The organism is Streptosporangium jomthongense (assembly GCF_042650425.1).
Lineage (GTDB): Bacteria > Actinomycetota > Actinomycetes > Streptosporangiales > Streptosporangiaceae > Streptosporangium.
The window spans coordinates 219,731-237,128 of the sequence record NZ_JBHSBC010000053.1; the positions used below are offsets into that span (position 1 = coordinate 219,731).

The window sequence follows — 17,398 nt, forward strand, 5'->3', positions numbered from 1 at the left end:
GGCTTCGGTCGTCGTAACAAGAAAGGATGATATTCATGGAAGAAACAGTGGAAAAGCCGCGGAAGAAACTCTCACTGGACCGGGAGACGGTGCGCAACCTCAATGACCCCATCCTGAGCACGCAGGGATGGAGTCTGTGGACGTGCGACGACGCCGGCTCCGAGCATGAGATTCAGGGCGAGCGGGTCAAGTAGACGAAAACGGTGGGTCGGCGTTGAATCTGAAACCGGTTCCACGTGTCTCACGTGGTGACTTCCGGCCGGCACGCCTCGCCGGCCTTCCTCAGGTGGTCGTGGACAATGTTTCCGGATGGCGGGCCGTCAAGAGCTGGAACAGCGCCTACCTCAAGTCCGTGGCAGGCCACCGCGAGGTCGCCGTGCGAGAGACGAACGGCCCACCCAGCAATATTTTCCAGAATCTGGCCCGCGGCGGGCGTACGTCTTTCGGTGATTATCTGGACTGGGTGGTGGAAACCGCGCACGACCTACGGCCTGTCACCGAAAGACACGCCGACGTCGGCGCCATCACCAAGGCGGTCGCCGCCAGCGGCTTCGAGGACTCCTATTACCTCGACGCGAAGCTGAGCCAGTTGTCAGAGAGGCTCGCCGCCGACGCGCCGGCCCCGGACTGGTTCCGCGCCTCCCCGGTGGACACCAATCTGTGGTGCGGCGTCCTGGGCACCTCCTCCGGACTGCACTGCGATGTGACTCCCAACTGCAACGTCCAGGTGATCGGCCGCAAGCATTTCGTTCTGTTCCCGCCCTCGCAGTCGCGGCTGGTGTACCGCATTCCCCGGATCACCCACTGCCGCTTCGACCCCAACGTTCCGGACTTCGACAGGTTCCCGCTCGCACGGCGGGCGTCTGGCTGGCAGTGCACTCTGCGGCCGGGTGAGTCGCTCTACATCCCGGTCGGCTGGTATCACCAGGTGACGGTGGTGACGCCGTGGGCGCTGAACGTCAACTTCTTCTGGCCGCGCCCGTTTCCGCAGGGCGTCATGACGCCGTCGCTGTGGCGGTTCCTGCTCCGGCGGGGGTCGGCCCGGATGAGGCGGCTGCTGCGGGGATGACGGGTGCAGAGGAGGAGCCGGCCTGGCGGCCTGCGGAGTTCTTCGTGCTCCGCACACCGTACCTTCCGCTGGACGCGTTGTCCGCGCTGGGCGGTGACAGCCTGGTGGAGACGGGTTTCTCGCACGAGCGTGCGACGGCGGAACACGCGCGTGCCCTCGACCGGCTGCGGGCGCTGTGCCTGCGGCCCGATGTGCGCGAGGCCCTGTGGGTGGCCTCACCGTCGCTGGAGGGGCGGCTGGACGGCTGGGCGCGTGACCCGCGGGGCGGGCTCAGGATCGGCCATGGTCTTCTTCGGTATGTCGCGCGCATGGCGGGGCGCCCGACGCCGTTCGGGCTTTTCGCCGGGTGCTCGCTCGGGACGGTCGGTGCGGAGACCCGGCTGCGCCTCGCGAGCCGGGAGGCCTACCGCCGCCACACGAGTTTGGACGCCCGATATCTCGCTGCCCTGGCGGAGTCCCTGCAGCGGGATCCGGCTCTGCGGCCGCGGCTCAGGTATCTGCCGAACTCCAGCGTCTACCGGGCGGCCGGGCGTCTGAGGTACACCGAGACGCGCCCTGCCGGCGCCGGGACGTCGTACCATCTGGTGGCCGTCGAACCGACGGCCCACCTGGAGGCCGTGCTTGAGCGGGCCGCGGGCGGGGCCCTGCCCGGAGAGCTGGCCTGCGCCGTCGGCGCCGTCGACCCCGAGGTCGGCCGGGACGAGGCGCTCGACTTCGTGGACCGGCTGATCGACGCGCAGCTCCTGGTCTGCGAACTCGGTCCCACGGTGAGCGGGCCCGAGCCGGTCGACGACCTCCTTGACCGGCTGGACCGGGCGGGCGGAGAGCGCGCCCGGCCGGTCGTCTCGGCCCTGCGCCGGGCCCGGACCATGCTCGCGGGTTTGGACGAGTCGCCGCCGGGGGCCGATCCGGAGCGTTACCGCGAAGTCGCCGCGGCGCTTCCGGCCCTGGCCGAGGTCCCGGTCTCCTTCCACGTCGATCTCACGAAGCCCGCCGGGACGACACTGGGACGAGACGTGCTCGCGGAGATCGAGCGCGGGGTGCGTCTGTTGCGCCGCGTCGGCGCGGGGCGGCGCGGCGACCCTCTGGCCCGCTTCCGTGAGGCGTTCCTCAACCGGTACGACCGGCGCGAGGTGCCGCTGTGCGAGGCCTTGGACGACGAGATCGGTGTCGGATTCCCCGCTGACGGCCCGTTCGGGGCGGCACCGGCTCCGCTGCTGGACGATCTGGCGTTCCCGGCTCCTCCACGGGCCGAGGACACTCGGCTCAGCAGGCGGGACGCGCTTGTCACGCGCTGGCTGACCGAAGCCGCGTGCGCGGGCGTGGCGGAGCTGTCGCTGGGCGAGGCCGAGGTGCGGGCCCTTGAGGAGGCGGGCGAGGCAGCCTCGCTGCCGGACTCCTTCGGGGTCGTCGCCACGATCATCGCGGCCGACGAGGACGAGGTGGCCGCGGGACGCTACCGCATCATGTTGTCCGCGGTGGGCGGTCTGTCCGGAACCACGCTGATGGGCCGGTTCTGCCGGCGTGACGACCGGTTGCTCCGCCATCTGCAGCGGCACCTACGGGCCGAAGAGGCGCTGCGACCGGAGGCGGTCTACGCGGAGATCGTGCATCCCGTGCCGGGCAAGGTGGGCAACGTCCTGGTCCGGCCGCGCCTTCGCGAGTACGAGATCGTCTACCTCGGCCGACCGGCCGCGCCGGAGCGGCGAATGCCCCTCGACGACCTCACGGTCTCCGTCACCGGCGAGCGGGTGGTGCTTCGCTCGCGTTCGCTCGGCCGCGAGGTTCTGCCCCGGCTCACGGTCGCGCACCGCTTCGACGGAGCCGGCAGCCCGGCCTTGTATCGCTTCCTGTGCCACCTGCAGCGCCAGGGGAGGGCGGGCGGGCTGTCCTTCTCGTTCGGAGGCCTGGACGACGCGCCCTATCTGCCGAGGGTCACCGCCGGCCGGCTGGTGCTGTCCCGGGCCCGCTGGCGTCTGTCGGACGCGCAACTGGGGTCCCTGGAGGGCCCGACGGCCGCCGCCCGCTTCGCCGCGGTTCAGGATCTGCGACGCCTGCTTCGCCTGCCGCGATGGGTCGCGGTCGTGGACGCGGATCGGAGACTGCCCATCGACCTGGACAACCCCCTCTTCGCCGACATGGCCGTCCACCTGTTCCGCGAGCACCGGCCGGTGCGGCTTGAGGAAGTGTTCTTCGGGCCGGACGAGGTGCCCGCGACGGGGCCGGAGGGTCGTTTCGCGCACGAGATCATCGTGCCGTTCCTGCGCACGAGCGCTCCCGAGCCCACTTCCGGTACCCCGGCGCGCCAGGAGAGGCCGCTCACCCGAAGTTTCCCGCCCGGATCGCCCTGGCTCTACGCCAAGCTGTACAGCGGCCCGGTCGGTGCCGACACCATACTCCAGCAGGTCGTGCGGCCCCTGGTACGCGCGGCGGTGTCCGACGCCTCAGTCGATCGCTGGTTCTTCGTCCGGTACGCCGATCCCGACCCGCATCTGCGGCTGCGGCTGCACGGCGATCCCGGCCGCCTGATGAACGAGGTGCTGCCCGCGCTGCTCGCCGCCTGCGCGCCGTTCCACGCCGAGGGCACCCTCTGGCGGATCCAACTGGACACCTACGAACGCGAGGTCGAACGCTACGGCGGAGCCGACGGGATCGTTCTGGCCGAGCGGCTGTTCCACGCCGACAGCGACGCCGCGCTCAAGGTGATCGGGGAGACTCCCCGCGACATGGACGCACGCTGGCGGCTGGCGCTGGTCGGTCTCGACCGGCTGCTCGACGATCTGGGCCTGGACCTGGCCGGGCGGCTCTCCGTCAGTACGGCGGCACGTGATCGTTTCCGCCGCGAATTCGGTGCCGACACCGCCTTCGCCCACCGGCTCGGCGCCCGCTACCGGCGGGAGCGGACGCGACTGGAGTCGCTCCTGGCCGCACCGGATCATCTGTACCGGGCACGCTCCGAGGCGTTGCGTCCCATCGCCGGCGACCTGGCGGCGTGCGCGGGGGCTGGCCGGCTCACCCGTCATGCGACCGCCCTCGTCGGCAGCTTCCTGCACATGCACGCGAACCGGATGCTGCCCGCTGCCGCGCGCGCCCAGGAACTTGTCCTCTACGACTTCCTCAGCCGCTGGTACCGCTCGCGCGTGGCCCGGACTCTCATCGAGGCCGCGACAGAAGCACCGCGTCGTGCCACCGGCCGGTCTCATCGAATCCAGCGGTGACGAACATGTCGGCGTACCGCGGGTTGAGGTACATGACGTAGAAGTCCCGGGGAGCCTCGGCGAGCGATTCGAGAATGCGCTCCACGACCGCGTGCATGGTCTCGGCACCGAACGGATGGAAGAAGTAGGCGACGGTCACGGACGTCGGGACGGCGAAGGACCCGGCGTCCGCGCACGTGACGCTCAACGCGCAGGGACGGCGGCGGCCGAACCTGGCGATGTTCGCGTTCGCGATCGCGCACAGCTCCGGCGACGATTCCACCCCGATCGCCGCGGCGAAACCGTGTCTCGCGGCGAGCATGAGCACCCGTCCTTTTCCCGCCCCGAAATCCACGAACACCCGCCCGTCGGTGGTCAACGGGGCGTTTCGCAGCATCTCCGCGAAGAGCAGCGGATTGGTGCCCTCGTGCGCGGTCGCGCAGCCGGGCGGCTCCAGAGAGGTGTCGGTCCCGTGCCGGACGTCGAACAGAAGCTCATGCGAGACCAGCCGCATCGTCCGGACGACACCGTATCTCCGTCGCGCGGCGGGAAACGAACGCGTGATGAGCCGGAACTGCCCGGCGAGCCGACCCAGCATCGCGCGCCCAGCCCTCCCGCCGCGACCGTGAACGTCACCTCATCCTGTCAGGGGCGTCGAGCCGAGTCCCGGGGAAACGCCGAGACGCCGCCCACGGCCCGGCGGCCCGTTCCTGCCCTGCGCACGTGTGGCGGGAGGCAGCCGCGAGTCGGTCGGCCTGCGGTCCGATTCCCTGTAGTAAGGTCCGACCTTGTCGGACACTCCCAGCCATGAGGTGACTACTCACTGTATTGGATGCTGTGTTCCGCGCGTATGGACAGCCCCGGCGCCCATCGACGGTCACCGCTGCCCGGCCGCCTTCAGGAAGGACGTTCCCTGTGAACCTCAGCAACCCCGTCGGTGCCCACCGGCCGCGTGTCCGGCGCACCGCGGTCACCGCGTGCCTTATGCCGGCCGTCCTGACCGCCACGGTCTTCGCCCCCGCCTCGTCCGCGTTTCCGGTCACCGGACCGGCAGCGGCCTCGGCAGTACTTTCCGCGCAGGTCGAACCACAGCAAGAGGTGCCTGAACTCGATGCCCCGGGCGCCGCCGAACCCGTGACGTATCCGCCGGACCATCGCACCCGCCCCACATCGGGCACCTTCGTCTTCACCGCCCCTCCGCACACCCGCATCACGCGCCTGGAGATGAACTGCCGCCCCCGGCCCTGCGCGGAGGCGATCGCCACCGATGGCTCCACCGCCACCGCCCGCACGGGCCCCGGGCGCTGGCGCTGGAACGTGCCGGTACGGGTCTGGCTTCAGGCCGCCGCCAACGCCCCCATGCAGCGGGCCCGTTACAGCGGAAACCTGAGCGTCGACAGTGAGCGGCAACCACTCGACGTGGTCATCACCGAGGGGAGGCAGGGTCTGTTCGGCGTCGTCCGTGAGGACGCCCCCAACAACAGCGGTGCGCTGGTGTCCGACGTGGTGCCGGGCAGCCCTGCCGACAAGGCCGGGATCCGGCCCGGTGACGTCATCGTCTCCTTCAACGGCAGGGTCATCACCAATGCCAGGGAGCAGAGTGCCGCCCGTGTCGGAGTGTTGCGCGCGGGAGCCGTCGTCCCCGTCACCTACCGCAGGCCCGACGGCGGCGTCGGAACCGCCGAAGTCACCCTGGTCGACACCCTTTGAAATTCTTCGAGGTGGATGCCCGGTTCCCCGAGGCCGCCAAGATGGAAAGCCCGTGGGCGGAGGCGAACAAGCTTCTGAGGGTGCGGAAGCTTACAACCGGCTGAAGTCCTGTTCGGCCTCCGAGGTCGCCTCGATGATCGAGAGCGTGTCGCGGCGGTACACCGACACGCACGGCGCCTTGATCGTCGGGTTCGCCTTCGCGTACATGCTGGACTTCAAGCTGAGGCCGAGGCTGAAGAACATCGGCTCGGCGAAGTCGTACCGGCCGACGGCCGGCAAGGACAAGAACTGGCCCCACCTGGCGCCGACGCTGTCCACCAAGACGATCGACTGGCAGCAGTACGACCAGATCGTGAAGGACGCCACCGCCCTGCACGCTGGGCATCGCCGAGGCCGAGCGGTCTCGCGCCGCCCCACCCGCGGCGTACCGGATGGTCAGCACGTCGGCGATCTGTGCCGGAGACCACTTCCGTGTCAATTCTGTCCGTGTTGCTGCGGGGGATGCGCGGGCCCGGACAACCGCCGGCCTCCGCTCAGCTCTTCCGGTCGCTCAGGACGCAGAACTCGTTGCCCTCCGGGTCGAGGAGGGTCACCCAGTGCTGCTCCTCCTGCCCGTTGTTGGCGCGCCGGGCACCGAGCGAGAGCAGCCGGGCGACCTCGGCCTCCTGGTCGTCAGGGCGGAAGTCGGGGTGGAGCCGGTTCTTCGACGCCTTGCCCTCGGGGACGGGCACGAAGAGCAGCCCCGGCATCCGGTCCGGCTCAGGCCGGATCTCGATGATCTCCTCGGATTCGTCGACCACCACCCAGCCGAGAGCCTCTGCCCACCAGCGCCCGAGAGCGACGGGGTCGGCGGAGTCGACGATGATCTGTTCCCATTCCAGTGCCATGGGCCTGAGCATAGACAGGACCGGCGGCCGTCCCTCCGTGAAGGAGCGGGCCGACTTGTGTACTCCTGTGAGAACCAGGTGGAGCACGAGCCGTCCGGAGACTCGGCAACTGCGGCGTCCGACCGTTCCGGTTATGGCCTCCGAGGATCTGGGACGGCCGTGTCGCGGGGTCTTGGGAAGACACGGACGAATCTTCGTCAGCTCCCGGAGATGGTGCCTCTCCACTTCCAGCCTGGTTTCGGGCCGACATGGACACGTCAGTACCTTGAGGCCCGCGTAGCGGACTGATGACGTCAGGTCGCGACGCCTATGGAGCCGGTTCCGGGGGAGTGGCGGGGGCGCGGAGTTCCGCTGTCACCGCGCGTTCCCTGAGCTGGGCGGCCTCCAGGCGCAGAGCCTCCATCTGCTCCCGCAGGTCGGAAAGCCTCACCTGCTCCATGGCCAGTTGCATGAGCGCCCTGTCCCGCTCCGCCTGTGCCTCGGCGATCCGCGCGGCGGCGCGTTCCTCCGCCTCCGCGACCTTCGCCATGGCCCGTTCCTCCGCCTCGGTGACCTGGCGCGCCGCTCGTTTGTCCGCCTGGGCCGACTGCCGGTCGGCGCGGGCCGCCTGCGCCCGGGCCTCGGCGGCTTCGGCCAGCGCCTGTGCCCGGCCCTGAGCCTCGGCGTCCGCCCGGGCCTGGGCCCTGTCCCGTTCGGCTTCGGCCGCTCTGGCCTGGGCCTCGGAGGCGACGGCGGCCCGCTCGGCCTCCGCCCTCGCCCGCTGTGCGGCCTCCGCCGCCCGTTCCGCCTGGTCACGCTCGGCGCGGGCCTGTTCCGCCTGCTCTCGTTCCTGTACGGCCAGCGCCTGGGCCTGCTCGGCGGCGGTCTCGGCCGTCTCGATCCGCTCGGCCGTCTCCCTCAACGTGGCGTCCCTGGCCGCCTCGGCGTGGTCGGCCCGTCGTCTGGCCTCCTGTTCGGCGTGCTTGGCGAGCCGTTCGGTGGCCGCTGCCTCGTGCAGGGCGGCCAGCGCCTGTTCCCTGGCAGTCTCGGCGTCGGCCAGGGCGATGTCCCGTTCGGCGTTCGCCTCCTCGACCTGGCGGGCCATGGTGTCCCGCTCCCTGCGGGCGTGTCCGGTGGCCTCGCGGGCCAGCCGTACCTGCTCGAAGGCCTGTTCCCGCTCGGTGCGCGCGATCGCGACCCGGGTGTGGGCCTCGGCCTGCACCGCGCTCAGCTTCGCCTCGACCCCGGCGGGACTCAGCTCGTCGGCCAGGATCTGCGCCAGCGGCGCGATCGCCGTCGCCATGCCCTTCTCCATCCGCTCGTAGAACTCCTCCGCGCGGGCGAGCGCGCCCTCAAGGCCGGGGGTCGCGCGTTTCAGCTCCCGTTCGCGCTTGGCCGCCGCCTGGCAGTCACCCTGCGGGCAGTAGGCCTTGGGCCGTCCTCTTCCCTGGCGCTGCTCGATCGGCATCCCACAGTGCTTGCACGGCGTCACCGCGCCGGCTCTCTCGCTCACCCCTCCAGGCTAGCATTTTCTGTTTTCCAGAAATTCAAAATCAATAACCACGCTTCGTTGTGTTGGCGGCACAGATCGCCTACTACCGGGAATGACAATTCCCGCAAGTAGGCGGATCGGAGGTCTTCTGCGGCGTGGATTGTCCGTTTGTGCGAATCCGCACGAGGTGTCAGTGCGCAGCTCAGAGGCCTTTTTGAAGGCTCGGTGGCCGCCTGGCGCCCTCACCGCACCGCTGCGTCCCAGAGGACGGATGAGAAAGTGTCACGGAGCCTGAGGCCCTGCAGGACTGTGGGGCCTCGCGGATCGTGACCAACGACGCCTCGGTGACCCGCGACGTCTCATTGATGGCCAGCCCCCTGGGAGTGCTTCCGGCTCAGAGACGTGACACGTTCCTCAACTCACAAACGAATGGCCATGCCCCGACCTTCGATGTCTCGCCGACAGCCAGACCGTGCTCGTGGCCAATGAGAATTGGCCACGAGCGGTGAAGCCCTATAGGACGAGTCACAGGCCGACGTTGCGCATGGCGTTGTCGCGCCGGCGGTCGACGGCACGGATGTAGCACAGCACGGCCGGGGTGGCCGGAGCCCAGCGGCCGCGCTTGGCGATGAGGCCCGGCGCTCGGGTTGGTGTCACCAGGCGCAAAGTGGAGTGTCCGAGCTGGTCAGAGGGCTCGGACGGCGGGTGGCCGCCGGGGTGGTTACGGCTGTGAGCAACCAGGGCGGGGCAGCGGCCGGATCATAGCGTTCAGGAGTCCTAGGGTGCTGACCTGGTCGGATGTGATTCGGAAGATCCGGCAGAGCTACGTTCTGTCTGGTAAGACCTCACGCTGAGCTACTTTGCCCCTGGTGACACCGACCCAGGCCCCGAGCCTTGTCGAGGTCCCGGAGCTTCGTCGTGCTCAGCGTGCGGCAGCGGGCTCCGGGAGCCGTCGCGACATGTTCATCTCCTCGACGGTGGCGACCAACGGGGCCAGCTCGGGGTTCTTGGCGGCCTCGTCCAGCGCCTCCCGGAGGGCGGCCTCGTTGGTCGGCCTGGCCGCTTCCAGGAGTTCCAGGCCGGACCCGGTCACGTCGGTGTAGATGCCGCGGCGGTCGGTCGCGCAGAGGTATCGCGAGAGCAGGCCGCGGTCCTCCAGCCGGGTGACGAGGCGGGTGGTGGCGCTCTGGCTAAGCACGACCGCGTCGGCGACCTGCTTCATCTGCAGGTGCCCGCCCTCGCCGTCGTGCTGGCGGCTGAGCACGTCGAGCAGCGAGTACTCGCGCACGCTCAGGTCGTGCTTGGCCTGAAGGGCACGCTCGATGTGCGCCTCGATCCGGCCGGCCAGGAGGTAGAGAGCGGCCCAGCCGTTGGCGAGGGCGGTGAGCGCGGGGTCCGTGGCGGTCATGGGTGCGACTCTCCTTCCATGGTGCATGCCCTCCAAGATAAACCCTTGCACGCAATATCGGCTAACACGTGTATCCCGCTCATGCAAGTATCACCCTCATCGCGCCCGGCCGCGCGTTCCGTCGCCGCCGTCGCCCACCGTCGTTGACGAGCAAATACCCGCATTTGCAATTAGCCCGCGTATGCAATTATTGTCTAAGCGTGTAAGGCGCAACAGCAATCGTATGGAGGGCGGCACACCATGCCTCTCGCGCTCCTAGCCCTGGCCATCGGGGCCTTCGGGATCGGTACGACCGAGTTCGTGGTCATGGGCCTGCTGCCCGAGATCGCCGACGACTACGGGGTGTCCATCCCCTCCGCCGGACTCCTGGTCACCGGTTACGCGATCGGCGTCGTCATCGGCGCCCCGCTGATGACGACGCTCGGCACCCGGATCGGCCGCAAGACGATGCTCATGATCCTCATGGGCCTGTTCGTGGTGGGGAACCTGCTCTCCGCCGTGGCACCGATCATGGGCGTGATGCTCGCCGGCCGCATTGTGGCCTCCCTCGCCCATGGCGCGTTCTTCGGCATCGGCTCGGTGGTCGCCGCCGACCTCGTGGCCCCGGACAAGAAGGCCGGCGCCATCGCCACGATGTTCACCGGCCTCACCGTCGCCAACATCGCCGGCGTTCCGCTGGGCACCTTCATCGGCCAGGCCGTCGGCTGGCGCGTCACCTTCGCCGTCGTCGCCGCGCTCGGCGTGGTCGGACTGTTCGGCATCGCCAAGCTCGTCCCCGCTCTGCCCCGCCCCGAGGGCGCCCACCTGCGCCGCGAGCTCACGGCGTTCCGCAACCCCCAGGTCCTGCTCGCCATGGCAATGACCGTCCTCGGCTTCGGCGGTGTCTTCGCGGCGATCACCTACATCGCCCCGATGATGACCCACGTCGCCGGGTACTCCGACGGCGCGGTGACCTGGCTGCTGGTCCTGTTCGGCGTCGGGATGTTCCTCGGCAACCTGCTCGGCGGCAGATTCGCCGACCGCAAGCTGATGCCGATGCTCTACGCCTCCCTCGGCGGACTCGCCGTCGTCCTGGCCCTGTTCACCCTCACCGCACACAACAAGATCCTCGCCGCGGTCTCCATCCTGCTCGTCGGGGGGCTCGGCTTCGCCACCGTCCCACCGCTGCAGAAGCGCGTGCTCGACCAGGCGCACGGCGCGCCCACCCTGGCCTCCGCCGTCAACATCGGCGCCTTCAACCTCGGCAACGCCCTCGCCGCGTGGCTCGGCGGCCAGGTCATCGCCGCCGGCCTCGGCTACACCGCCCCAAACTGGGTCGGCGCGCTGCTCGCCGGGTCCGCCCTCCTGCTGGCCGTCTGGTCCGCCGTCCTGGAGCACCGCGCCCCCGTGCGGGAGGGCGCCGTCACCGCCGCTCCCGTTCCCGCTCACCACTGACCGTCCTCCTCCCCGTTCCTTCCGGCCCAGGACTCCCGAAGCTGCGACGAGCCGCAAAGTAGGCGGATCAGTCCAGCTCAGCGCGGGTTTTCATTACCGCCCGCCGGGGCCGGGTTTCGGCGGCCCGTCCCGGGTCGGCATGGGGGACCGGATTGGCGGGGCGCTCGGAGTCAGAGCCGTGACCTGGGACGATGTGGTTCCGCTGACCGGACAGAGTCGTAGTCCTGTCCGGTCAGCCTCCTCCTTTGCCCCTGGCCGTAGCTTCGGGAGTCCTGGGCCGAATACGGCGGAAACAGGTCACTCCGGGACGCTGACCGGACAGAACCTGCGTTCTGTCCGGTTCCTGAAACGGCGTCTGACCAGCTCAGCGGGGTGAGGCCGCAGCGGGAACCAATCCGGTCCCACACCGGGCACCGCCATCCACAGCCGAAACCCGGTGTACGCTCCCACCGCCTGACCTGCGGTCTCCGGCGGACGCAGCCCGTTTCCGCCGTATTCCGGGACCGCCGCGTATCGCATCAGATGCGAATTGGCGACCCCTCGCGCCCGACGGCTCGGACTCGACGAAGGGGCTGCTGTGCGCGCCGTTTCGGCCGACTGCACTCTACCTATCCGAGCGCGGTTTGAGACAGGCGAGAAGGTAGGGATCCATACGCTGACCTGGGGCGCTATACAGCCTTCGCATTGGATGCGAACGACGGAGAGTGACGGTGTCCAGGACGAACGACCGGCTTCCAGGTACCGCTCGGCTGCAGCTGGCCGATGGGGTGACGTTACTGCACCCCCCCCGGGAGCAGGTGTTCGAAGTGATGGTGGACGGCTGGCGCAATCAGCAGCTGGCCAGGAATCTCGCCCTCTCGATGACTGGGAACCGAATACGTGGGAAAGGGGCCATGACCCGATCTTGGTAGTGCTTCCCCGCAGGTCGACGCCGGTTTCTGGTCAGGTGATGCTGCGCGGTTGAGAAGCTCAGGGATCAATGGCCAGGAACTGCAGTTTCGTGTTCGCGGCCTCATGAACCTCAGGTGCCAGGGGATCGGCAGTCAACTCCCGCAGACGCGAGCGGACTGCGGCCGTATCTGGCGCCGCCTCACACGCGCGCTGCTGAACCGTTGGCTCGCAATCATCAAGTCCCTCGACCGTGACGGCTTCGGCTCCATGCGGCGCACATCCCCGAAGCCCGTCCAGGAACGCTTCTCGGGCAAGTGAATGAACTGTGCCTTCCCATGCGGCCATGAGCTCGCTCGCGGCTTCATGGATCCCCAACCGGCCCAGGCCTCGTGCCGGAACCTCGGCAGCGCACCATTCCCCAGCGACGACTGTGCGGTGCAACGCGGCCAGCAACACCGGCGCATCGCCCCGGTCGCCGACCTCTGCCACCACACGCTCCCCGAACGCGACGAGTGTGTCGTCGCCGCTGCCGATCCACGTGCGGGCGCGTGGCAGCGCGTCTGGCCCAAGGTGGTGGAGCGCCTGTGGGAGGGGGACGGCCGGAATACGCCGGAAAGACACCGCGGAGCCTGAAGGCCGGTCGTTAAGGTGATCGTCGTCGTGTTGGTGGCGGTCTTGGGGGCTTCGGGTGACCTCGGTCGATCGGACGGCATATCCGGGGTTCGCCAGGGTGGTGTCGGCGCGGGAGTTGGCGGAGGCGTTCACGCCGACTGAGGCCGAGGTGGTGTGGGCTCGTGGCCGTACTCAGGATGAGCATCACCTGCTGGCGCTGGTGGTGTGGCTGAAGTCCTACCAGCGGCTCGGGTACTTCCCGAAGGTCGAGGACGTTCCGGCGGCGGTGGTCGGGCATGTGCGTGGCTCGCTGGGGCTGACCGAAGAGGTGGAACTGCGGCGGGCGGCGCCGATGTCGGCCAGCCGACATCGCGCGTTCGTCCGCGAGCGGTTGGGAGTGGTGTACGACGCGCCCCGAGTTCGGCGGATCGCCGAGGAAGCGATCCGCGAGGCGGTGCAGTCCAAGGACGACCCGGCCGATCTGATCAACGTGGCGCTGGAGGAGCTGATCCGGCGGCGGTGTGAGCTGCCGGGTTACACCACGTTGGACGCGATGGCCGCGTCGATCCGCACCGAGGTGAACACCGGGTTCTTCCAGGCCGTGGCGGGGCGGCTGGACGCGGCCGCGCGGGCGCGGCTGGCCCGGTTGCTGGTGGTGGATCCGGTGACTCGGCGCAGCGAGTTCGATCGGCTGAAGGACGTGGCCAAGGCCGCGTCGCTGAGCAGGTTCAAACAGCGGCTGGCGCTGCTGGCCGACATCGAGGCGATCGGGCCGACCCGGGTCTGGCTGGAGGGTGTGCCGCCAGGGAAGGTCGGGCACTTCGCAGGGGAGGCGCGCGTCACCGACGTCGCCGACATGCGCAAGGTGGGTACCGACAAGCAGTTGACGTTGCTGGTCGGCTTCGTGCACACGGCCGCGATCGGGGTCCGCGACGACGTGGTGACGATGTTCTGCAAGCGGATTGCGGCCATCCACAAGGAGGGCCGTGAGCATCTGGAGGTGTTGCGGGAGGCGCACCGGGCCGAGTCCGAGCGGCTGCTGGTGGTGTTCGGTGACGTGCTGTCGGCGGTGCAGGAGGCCGTGACTCCGGCTGCCTCCCCGCCAGGCGATGGCGGCGCCGTCGCGCCGGACGCCGTGGCGCCGACGGTGCGGGAAGTGACGGAGCGGGCCGGACGGCTGGTGCTGAAGACTTTGGAGCAGTCCGGTGGCGTGGAGGCGCTGGCCAGCGCGCACGAGGCGGTCTCGGCGCACCACGGCAACAACTACCTGCCATTGTTGGAGGTGCACTACCGCTCGCATCGTCCGGCGCTGTTCACCCTGGTCGAGGCGATCGAGTTGGAGGCCACCACCGCCGAGCGCGGCGTGCTGGAGGCGGTGGAGTTCCTGCTGGAGCTGCGCGGCGCCAAGGCCGCGTTCGTACCGGAGGAGATCACCGTGCGGCGGCCTGGTCCCGCCGGGGAACCGGTCGAGGTGCGGCTGCGGATCGATGTGGAGGCGTTCGCCTCGGGGCAGTGGCGCAAGATCCTTCGGGACAAGAACCGTCCCGGGATGCTGGTGCGCCGCCACCTGGAGGTGTGCGTGTTCTCCTACCTGGCGGCCGAGCTGCGCTCGGGCGACCTCGCGGTGGCCGGGTCGGATTCCTACGCCAACCTGCACGACCAGCTGATGTCGTGGCAGGAGTGCCGCCCGCTGGTGCCGGCGTTCTGCGCCCAGGCGGGCATCCCGGCCACCGCGTCGGCGCTGAGCGCGCACTACCGCGACAAGCTCGCCGCCGTCGCCGCGGCGGTCGACGCCGGGTACCCGGCCAACACCGACCTGCTGCTGGAAGGCGGACGGCCGGTGCTGCGCCGCCGCAAGGGCGCCGAACGGCGGCCCTCGGCGCTGGCGCTGGAGGCCGCGATCCACGGCCGGCTGCCGCAGCGGGCGCTGCTGGACATCCTCACCCGCACCGCCTACCTGCTGAAATGGCACCGCCATTTCGGGCCCGCGTCCGGTTCGGACCCCAAGATCCGCGACGCGATGGCCCGGTACGTGCTGACCGCGTTCGCGCACGGCACCCTGCTGGGCCCGGTCCAGGTCGCCGCGCACATGCGCGGCCTGGTCAGCGTGCACGAGCTGAGCCTGGCGGGCAACAAGCACACCAACGCCACCAAGGTCGACAAGGCGTCGGTGGACGTCATCAACGCCTTCGGCAAGCTGGACGTGGCCGGCGTGTGGGGCGACGGCAAGACGGTCGCCGCCGACGGCTCCCAGATCGACACCTGGGAGAACAACCTGCTGGCCGAGTCCTCCATCCGCTACGGCGGGTACGGCGGGATCGCCTACCGGCACGTCTCCAACACCTACGTCGCGTTGTTTTCCCGGTTTATCCCGTGTGGGGTGTGGGAGGCGGTCTACATCATCGACGGACTGCTGAAGAACACCTCCGAGATCCAGCCCGACACCATCCACGCCGACACCCAAGGCCAGGCGCTGCCGGTCTTCGGCCTCGGCGCGCTGCTGGGCTTCGACCTGTTGCCGCGCATCCGCAACTGGCACGACCTCATCTTCTACCGCCCGGACGCCGACACCCGCTATGCCCACATCGACTCGCTGTTCGGCGACGAGGCGATCGACTGGCGCCTGATCGAAACCCACTGGAGCGACCTGCTGCGCACCGCGATCTCGATCCGGGAGAACAGGCTGTCATCGGTGACGCTGCTGCGCCGCTTGGGCAACCACTCCCGCAAGAACCGCCTCTACCGCGCCTTCCGCGAACTCGGCCGCGCGATCCGCACCATCACGCTGCTGCGCTACCTGTCCGAACCCGCCTTGCGCGAGCAGATCACCGCCGTCACCAACCGCAACGAGGCCTTCCACGCCTTCGCCGACTGGTTGATGTTCGGCGGCAAGCTCATCGGCCACAACGACCCCGACCACCAGGAGAAGGTGGTGAAGTTCAACGAGCTGATCGCCAACTGCGTCATCTACTCCACCGCCTGCGACATCACCGACGCCGCCAACGACATCGCCGCCGAAGGCCGACCCGTCGACCTCGAGGACCTGGCCACCGTCTCGCCCTACATCACCCATACGGTGCGCCGGTTCGGCAACTGGACGCTCGACCTGACCCCGCCGGATCAGAACCCCACAACCCGGCTTGACCTCGAGCCGCGTGTGTTGTTCGCGACGTGACCGCAGGACGCTGGAGGGCGCAGCGACTCCCTCATGGGCCAGCGGCTCGACGGGATCGTCAGTCCTTTCTGCGTGCTGCCCGGCCATGAGCGGACGACCGTCGTTGCCAGCGGGACGGCCCAAGCAGATCTGCGAAGCCGACAGGGACTGGCGCGACCCCGGTTGGGCGCTCCCCCCGCTGCTCAGCGGTCAGTGCAGCTGGTGGCAGACCCAGATGTTGGGTTCAACGTAGCAGGCGTGGTCGTGGGCCAGGCTGGCGTGGACGGGGACGAGGGCGCCGGGCACGAGGACGGGCCCGTCGGTGTCGAACGGCACCCCGGTCCAGGTGCGCCACTGGGCCAGGGAAGCGGCCACCACCATGGAGGCCGGAGCGATGCCGGTGATGTGGCCGCCGGCGCGGATGTGGGTGCGCAGCCAGGGGTCGGCGGGCAAACCGTCGGGGCGGGTGCGGGCGGCGTAGTCGGCCATGGGGGTGTGCGGTTCGTGGTGTTTGCGGGTGGGCCGGACCGGGACGGCCACCTGGTCCAGGCCGGCGGTGCGGGCGGCGTCTTTCACTGCGGCCAGCAGGCGGTCGGCGAGGCCGGTGCCGCGCTGGTCGGGGGCGACCCAGATGCTGAGGGCGCCGAGGCTGTCGGGCGGGGTGCCGTGATGGAGGTCGGCGAAGGCCCAGGTGAGCAGTTCGTCCCAGCCGCCGTCGGGCAGGCGGCCGCCGCGTTCAGAGGCGTGCAGGGCGAACGGTATGGCGTGCCCGCTTCCGACGATCGTCCCGTCGGGGGCAACGGCTCTGAGGGAGAACTGCGGGAAGCGGTGCTGTAGCCCGGCGAGGGCGGACCAGCGGCCGGCCAGGTCGCCTTGCAGGAAGGCCAGCGACGACGGGCCCGGGGAGGGGGCGCGGGTGCCGGTCAGGTCGGGGCGTTGGGTGAGCGTGACGATCGTCGCGTCGGTCGGCCGGTCGGGGCGGGAAGCTCCCGCGTGCTCCGTAGCCGGTTGGTGAGCCGACGGTTGGGCCAGTTGCGGGGGTGGGGTGCTCCGGGCCGGGGTGTGCCGCCGGTCCGGTTCGGGTGTGTGTTCCGGTTCGGGGGCGAGGAGCGGTGGTAGGTCGCGGAAGAGGTGGGCGGCGGCCGCGGGCAGGTCGAGGTAGCCATTCAGGCAGCGTTCGGGCTGGCCGTGGGCTTGATCGGGGGTGCAGGGCCGGGCGGTGGCCAGCAGCGCGTCGCGGACGGCGAGCGGGTCGGGTGGGTGGCCGAGGTGGCGTTGGAGGCTGACCAGCAGAGCGGCGGTGCCGGTGACCAAGGCGACGGAAACGCAGGTGCCCTTTTGGGCTTTGACGCCGGCGTCGCCGGGGGTGGCGCCGAGTACGGCTTCGCCGAGGGCGGCGATGCCGTGCCCTGCGTAGGCGGGGCCGTGGTTGCTGTAGAAGAACATGGCGCCGTCGGCGCGGTGCGCCCCCACGGCCAGCACGCCGGGCAGGATCGCGGGGGCGAGGGAATTGCGGCCGTAGTCGTTGCCGGCCGGAGCGCAGACCAGGACGCCCGCCTCGATCG

Annotated in this window: 13 protein-coding genes and 1 pseudogene; 7 read left to right on the forward strand and 7 right to left on the reverse strand. The window is 69.8% G+C overall.

What is annotated here, in order from left to right:
* The first annotated feature begins 35 nt into the window (after nucleotides 1-35).
* The 3 genes from ACFOYY_RS39875 (at nucleotide 36) to ACFOYY_RS39885 (ending at nucleotide 4,287) form a co-directional block, all read left to right on the forward strand.
* Nucleotides 36-194, forward strand: a complete 159-nt coding sequence (locus ACFOYY_RS39875) for a hypothetical protein (protein ID WP_386196516.1) — start codon at nucleotides 36-38, stop codon at nucleotides 192-194.
* A gap of 92 nt (nucleotides 195-286) precedes the next feature.
* A complete protein-coding gene (locus ACFOYY_RS39880; RefSeq protein WP_386196517.1) occupies nucleotides 287-1,069 on the forward strand; it encodes a cupin-like domain-containing protein in 783 nt (260 codons plus the stop codon).
* Nucleotides 1,066-4,287: a lantibiotic dehydratase gene (locus ACFOYY_RS39885; protein WP_386196519.1), complete on the forward strand. Its 3,222-nt coding sequence runs from the start codon at nucleotides 1,066-1,068 to the stop codon at nucleotides 4,285-4,287. Before ACFOYY_RS39880 ends, ACFOYY_RS39885 begins: the two co-directional genes overlap by 4 nt.
* Here ACFOYY_RS39885 and ACFOYY_RS39890 read toward each other — a convergent pair.
* Complete coding sequence (locus tag ACFOYY_RS39890; RefSeq protein WP_386196521.1) at nucleotides 4,223-4,780, reverse strand: class I SAM-dependent methyltransferase; 558 nt, start codon at nucleotides 4,778-4,780, stop codon at nucleotides 4,223-4,225. The genes ACFOYY_RS39885 and ACFOYY_RS39890 overlap by 65 nt on opposite strands.
* A gap of 584 nt (nucleotides 4,781-5,364) precedes the next feature.
* On the opposite strand from ACFOYY_RS39890, the gene ACFOYY_RS39895 reads away from it, so the two are divergent.
* Both ACFOYY_RS39895 and ACFOYY_RS39900 read left to right on the forward strand, forming a co-directional pair.
* A complete protein-coding gene (locus ACFOYY_RS39895; RefSeq protein ID WP_386196523.1) occupies nucleotides 5,365-5,976 on the forward strand; it encodes a PDZ domain-containing protein in 612 nt (203 codons plus the stop codon).
* A gap of 133 nt (nucleotides 5,977-6,109) precedes the next feature.
* Nucleotides 6,110-6,325 (forward strand): annotated as a pseudogene (locus tag ACFOYY_RS39900) (Tn3 family transposase); the annotation flags it as partial.
* A gap of 184 nt (nucleotides 6,326-6,509) precedes the next feature.
* Here ACFOYY_RS39900 and ACFOYY_RS39905 read toward each other — a convergent pair.
* From ACFOYY_RS39905 to ACFOYY_RS39920, 4 genes are all read right to left on the reverse strand, one after another.
* Nucleotides 6,510-6,863, reverse strand: coding sequence for a VOC family protein (locus ACFOYY_RS39905; RefSeq protein WP_386196525.1), 354 nt, complete (start codon nucleotides 6,861-6,863; stop codon nucleotides 6,510-6,512).
* 307 nt (nucleotides 6,864-7,170) lie between these two features.
* Nucleotides 7,171-8,355, reverse strand: a complete 1,185-nt coding sequence (locus tag ACFOYY_RS39910) for a hypothetical protein (RefSeq protein ID WP_386196527.1) — start codon at nucleotides 8,353-8,355, stop codon at nucleotides 7,171-7,173.
* A 504-nt stretch (nucleotides 8,356-8,859) separates the two neighbouring features.
* Nucleotides 8,860-8,991 (reverse strand): hypothetical protein, encoded by a 132-nt coding sequence (locus ACFOYY_RS39915; protein ID WP_386196529.1) that lies wholly within the window; start codon nucleotides 8,989-8,991, stop codon nucleotides 8,860-8,862.
* A 265-nt stretch (nucleotides 8,992-9,256) separates the two neighbouring features.
* Nucleotides 9,257-9,742, reverse strand: a complete 486-nt coding sequence (locus ACFOYY_RS39920) for a MarR family winged helix-turn-helix transcriptional regulator (RefSeq protein WP_362912018.1) — start codon at nucleotides 9,740-9,742, stop codon at nucleotides 9,257-9,259.
* Between the two features lie 240 nt (nucleotides 9,743-9,982).
* On the opposite strand from ACFOYY_RS39920, the gene ACFOYY_RS39925 reads away from it, so the two are divergent.
* Entirely contained in the window at nucleotides 9,983-11,176 is a 1,194-nt protein-coding gene (locus ACFOYY_RS39925; protein ID WP_386196531.1) for an MFS transporter, read from the forward strand.
* Between the two features lie 969 nt (nucleotides 11,177-12,145).
* On the opposite strand, the gene ACFOYY_RS39930 is transcribed toward ACFOYY_RS39925, so the two are convergent.
* On the reverse strand, nucleotides 12,146-12,556 hold the full coding sequence (locus tag ACFOYY_RS39930) for a hypothetical protein (protein ID WP_386196533.1): 411 nt from the start codon (nucleotides 12,554-12,556) through the stop codon (nucleotides 12,146-12,148).
* A gap of 199 nt (nucleotides 12,557-12,755) precedes the next feature.
* On the opposite strand from ACFOYY_RS39930, the gene ACFOYY_RS39935 reads away from it, so the two are divergent.
* On the forward strand, nucleotides 12,756-15,854 hold the full coding sequence (locus ACFOYY_RS39935) for a Tn3 family transposase (RefSeq protein WP_386196535.1): 3,099 nt from the start codon (nucleotides 12,756-12,758) through the stop codon (nucleotides 15,852-15,854).
* Nucleotides 15,855-16,043: 189 nt separating this feature from the next.
* On the opposite strand, the gene ACFOYY_RS39940 is transcribed toward ACFOYY_RS39935, so the two are convergent.
* Nucleotides 16,044-17,398 (reverse strand): GNAT family N-acetyltransferase (locus ACFOYY_RS39940; RefSeq protein ID WP_386196537.1); only part of this gene is annotated, 1,355 nt, incomplete at its 5' end.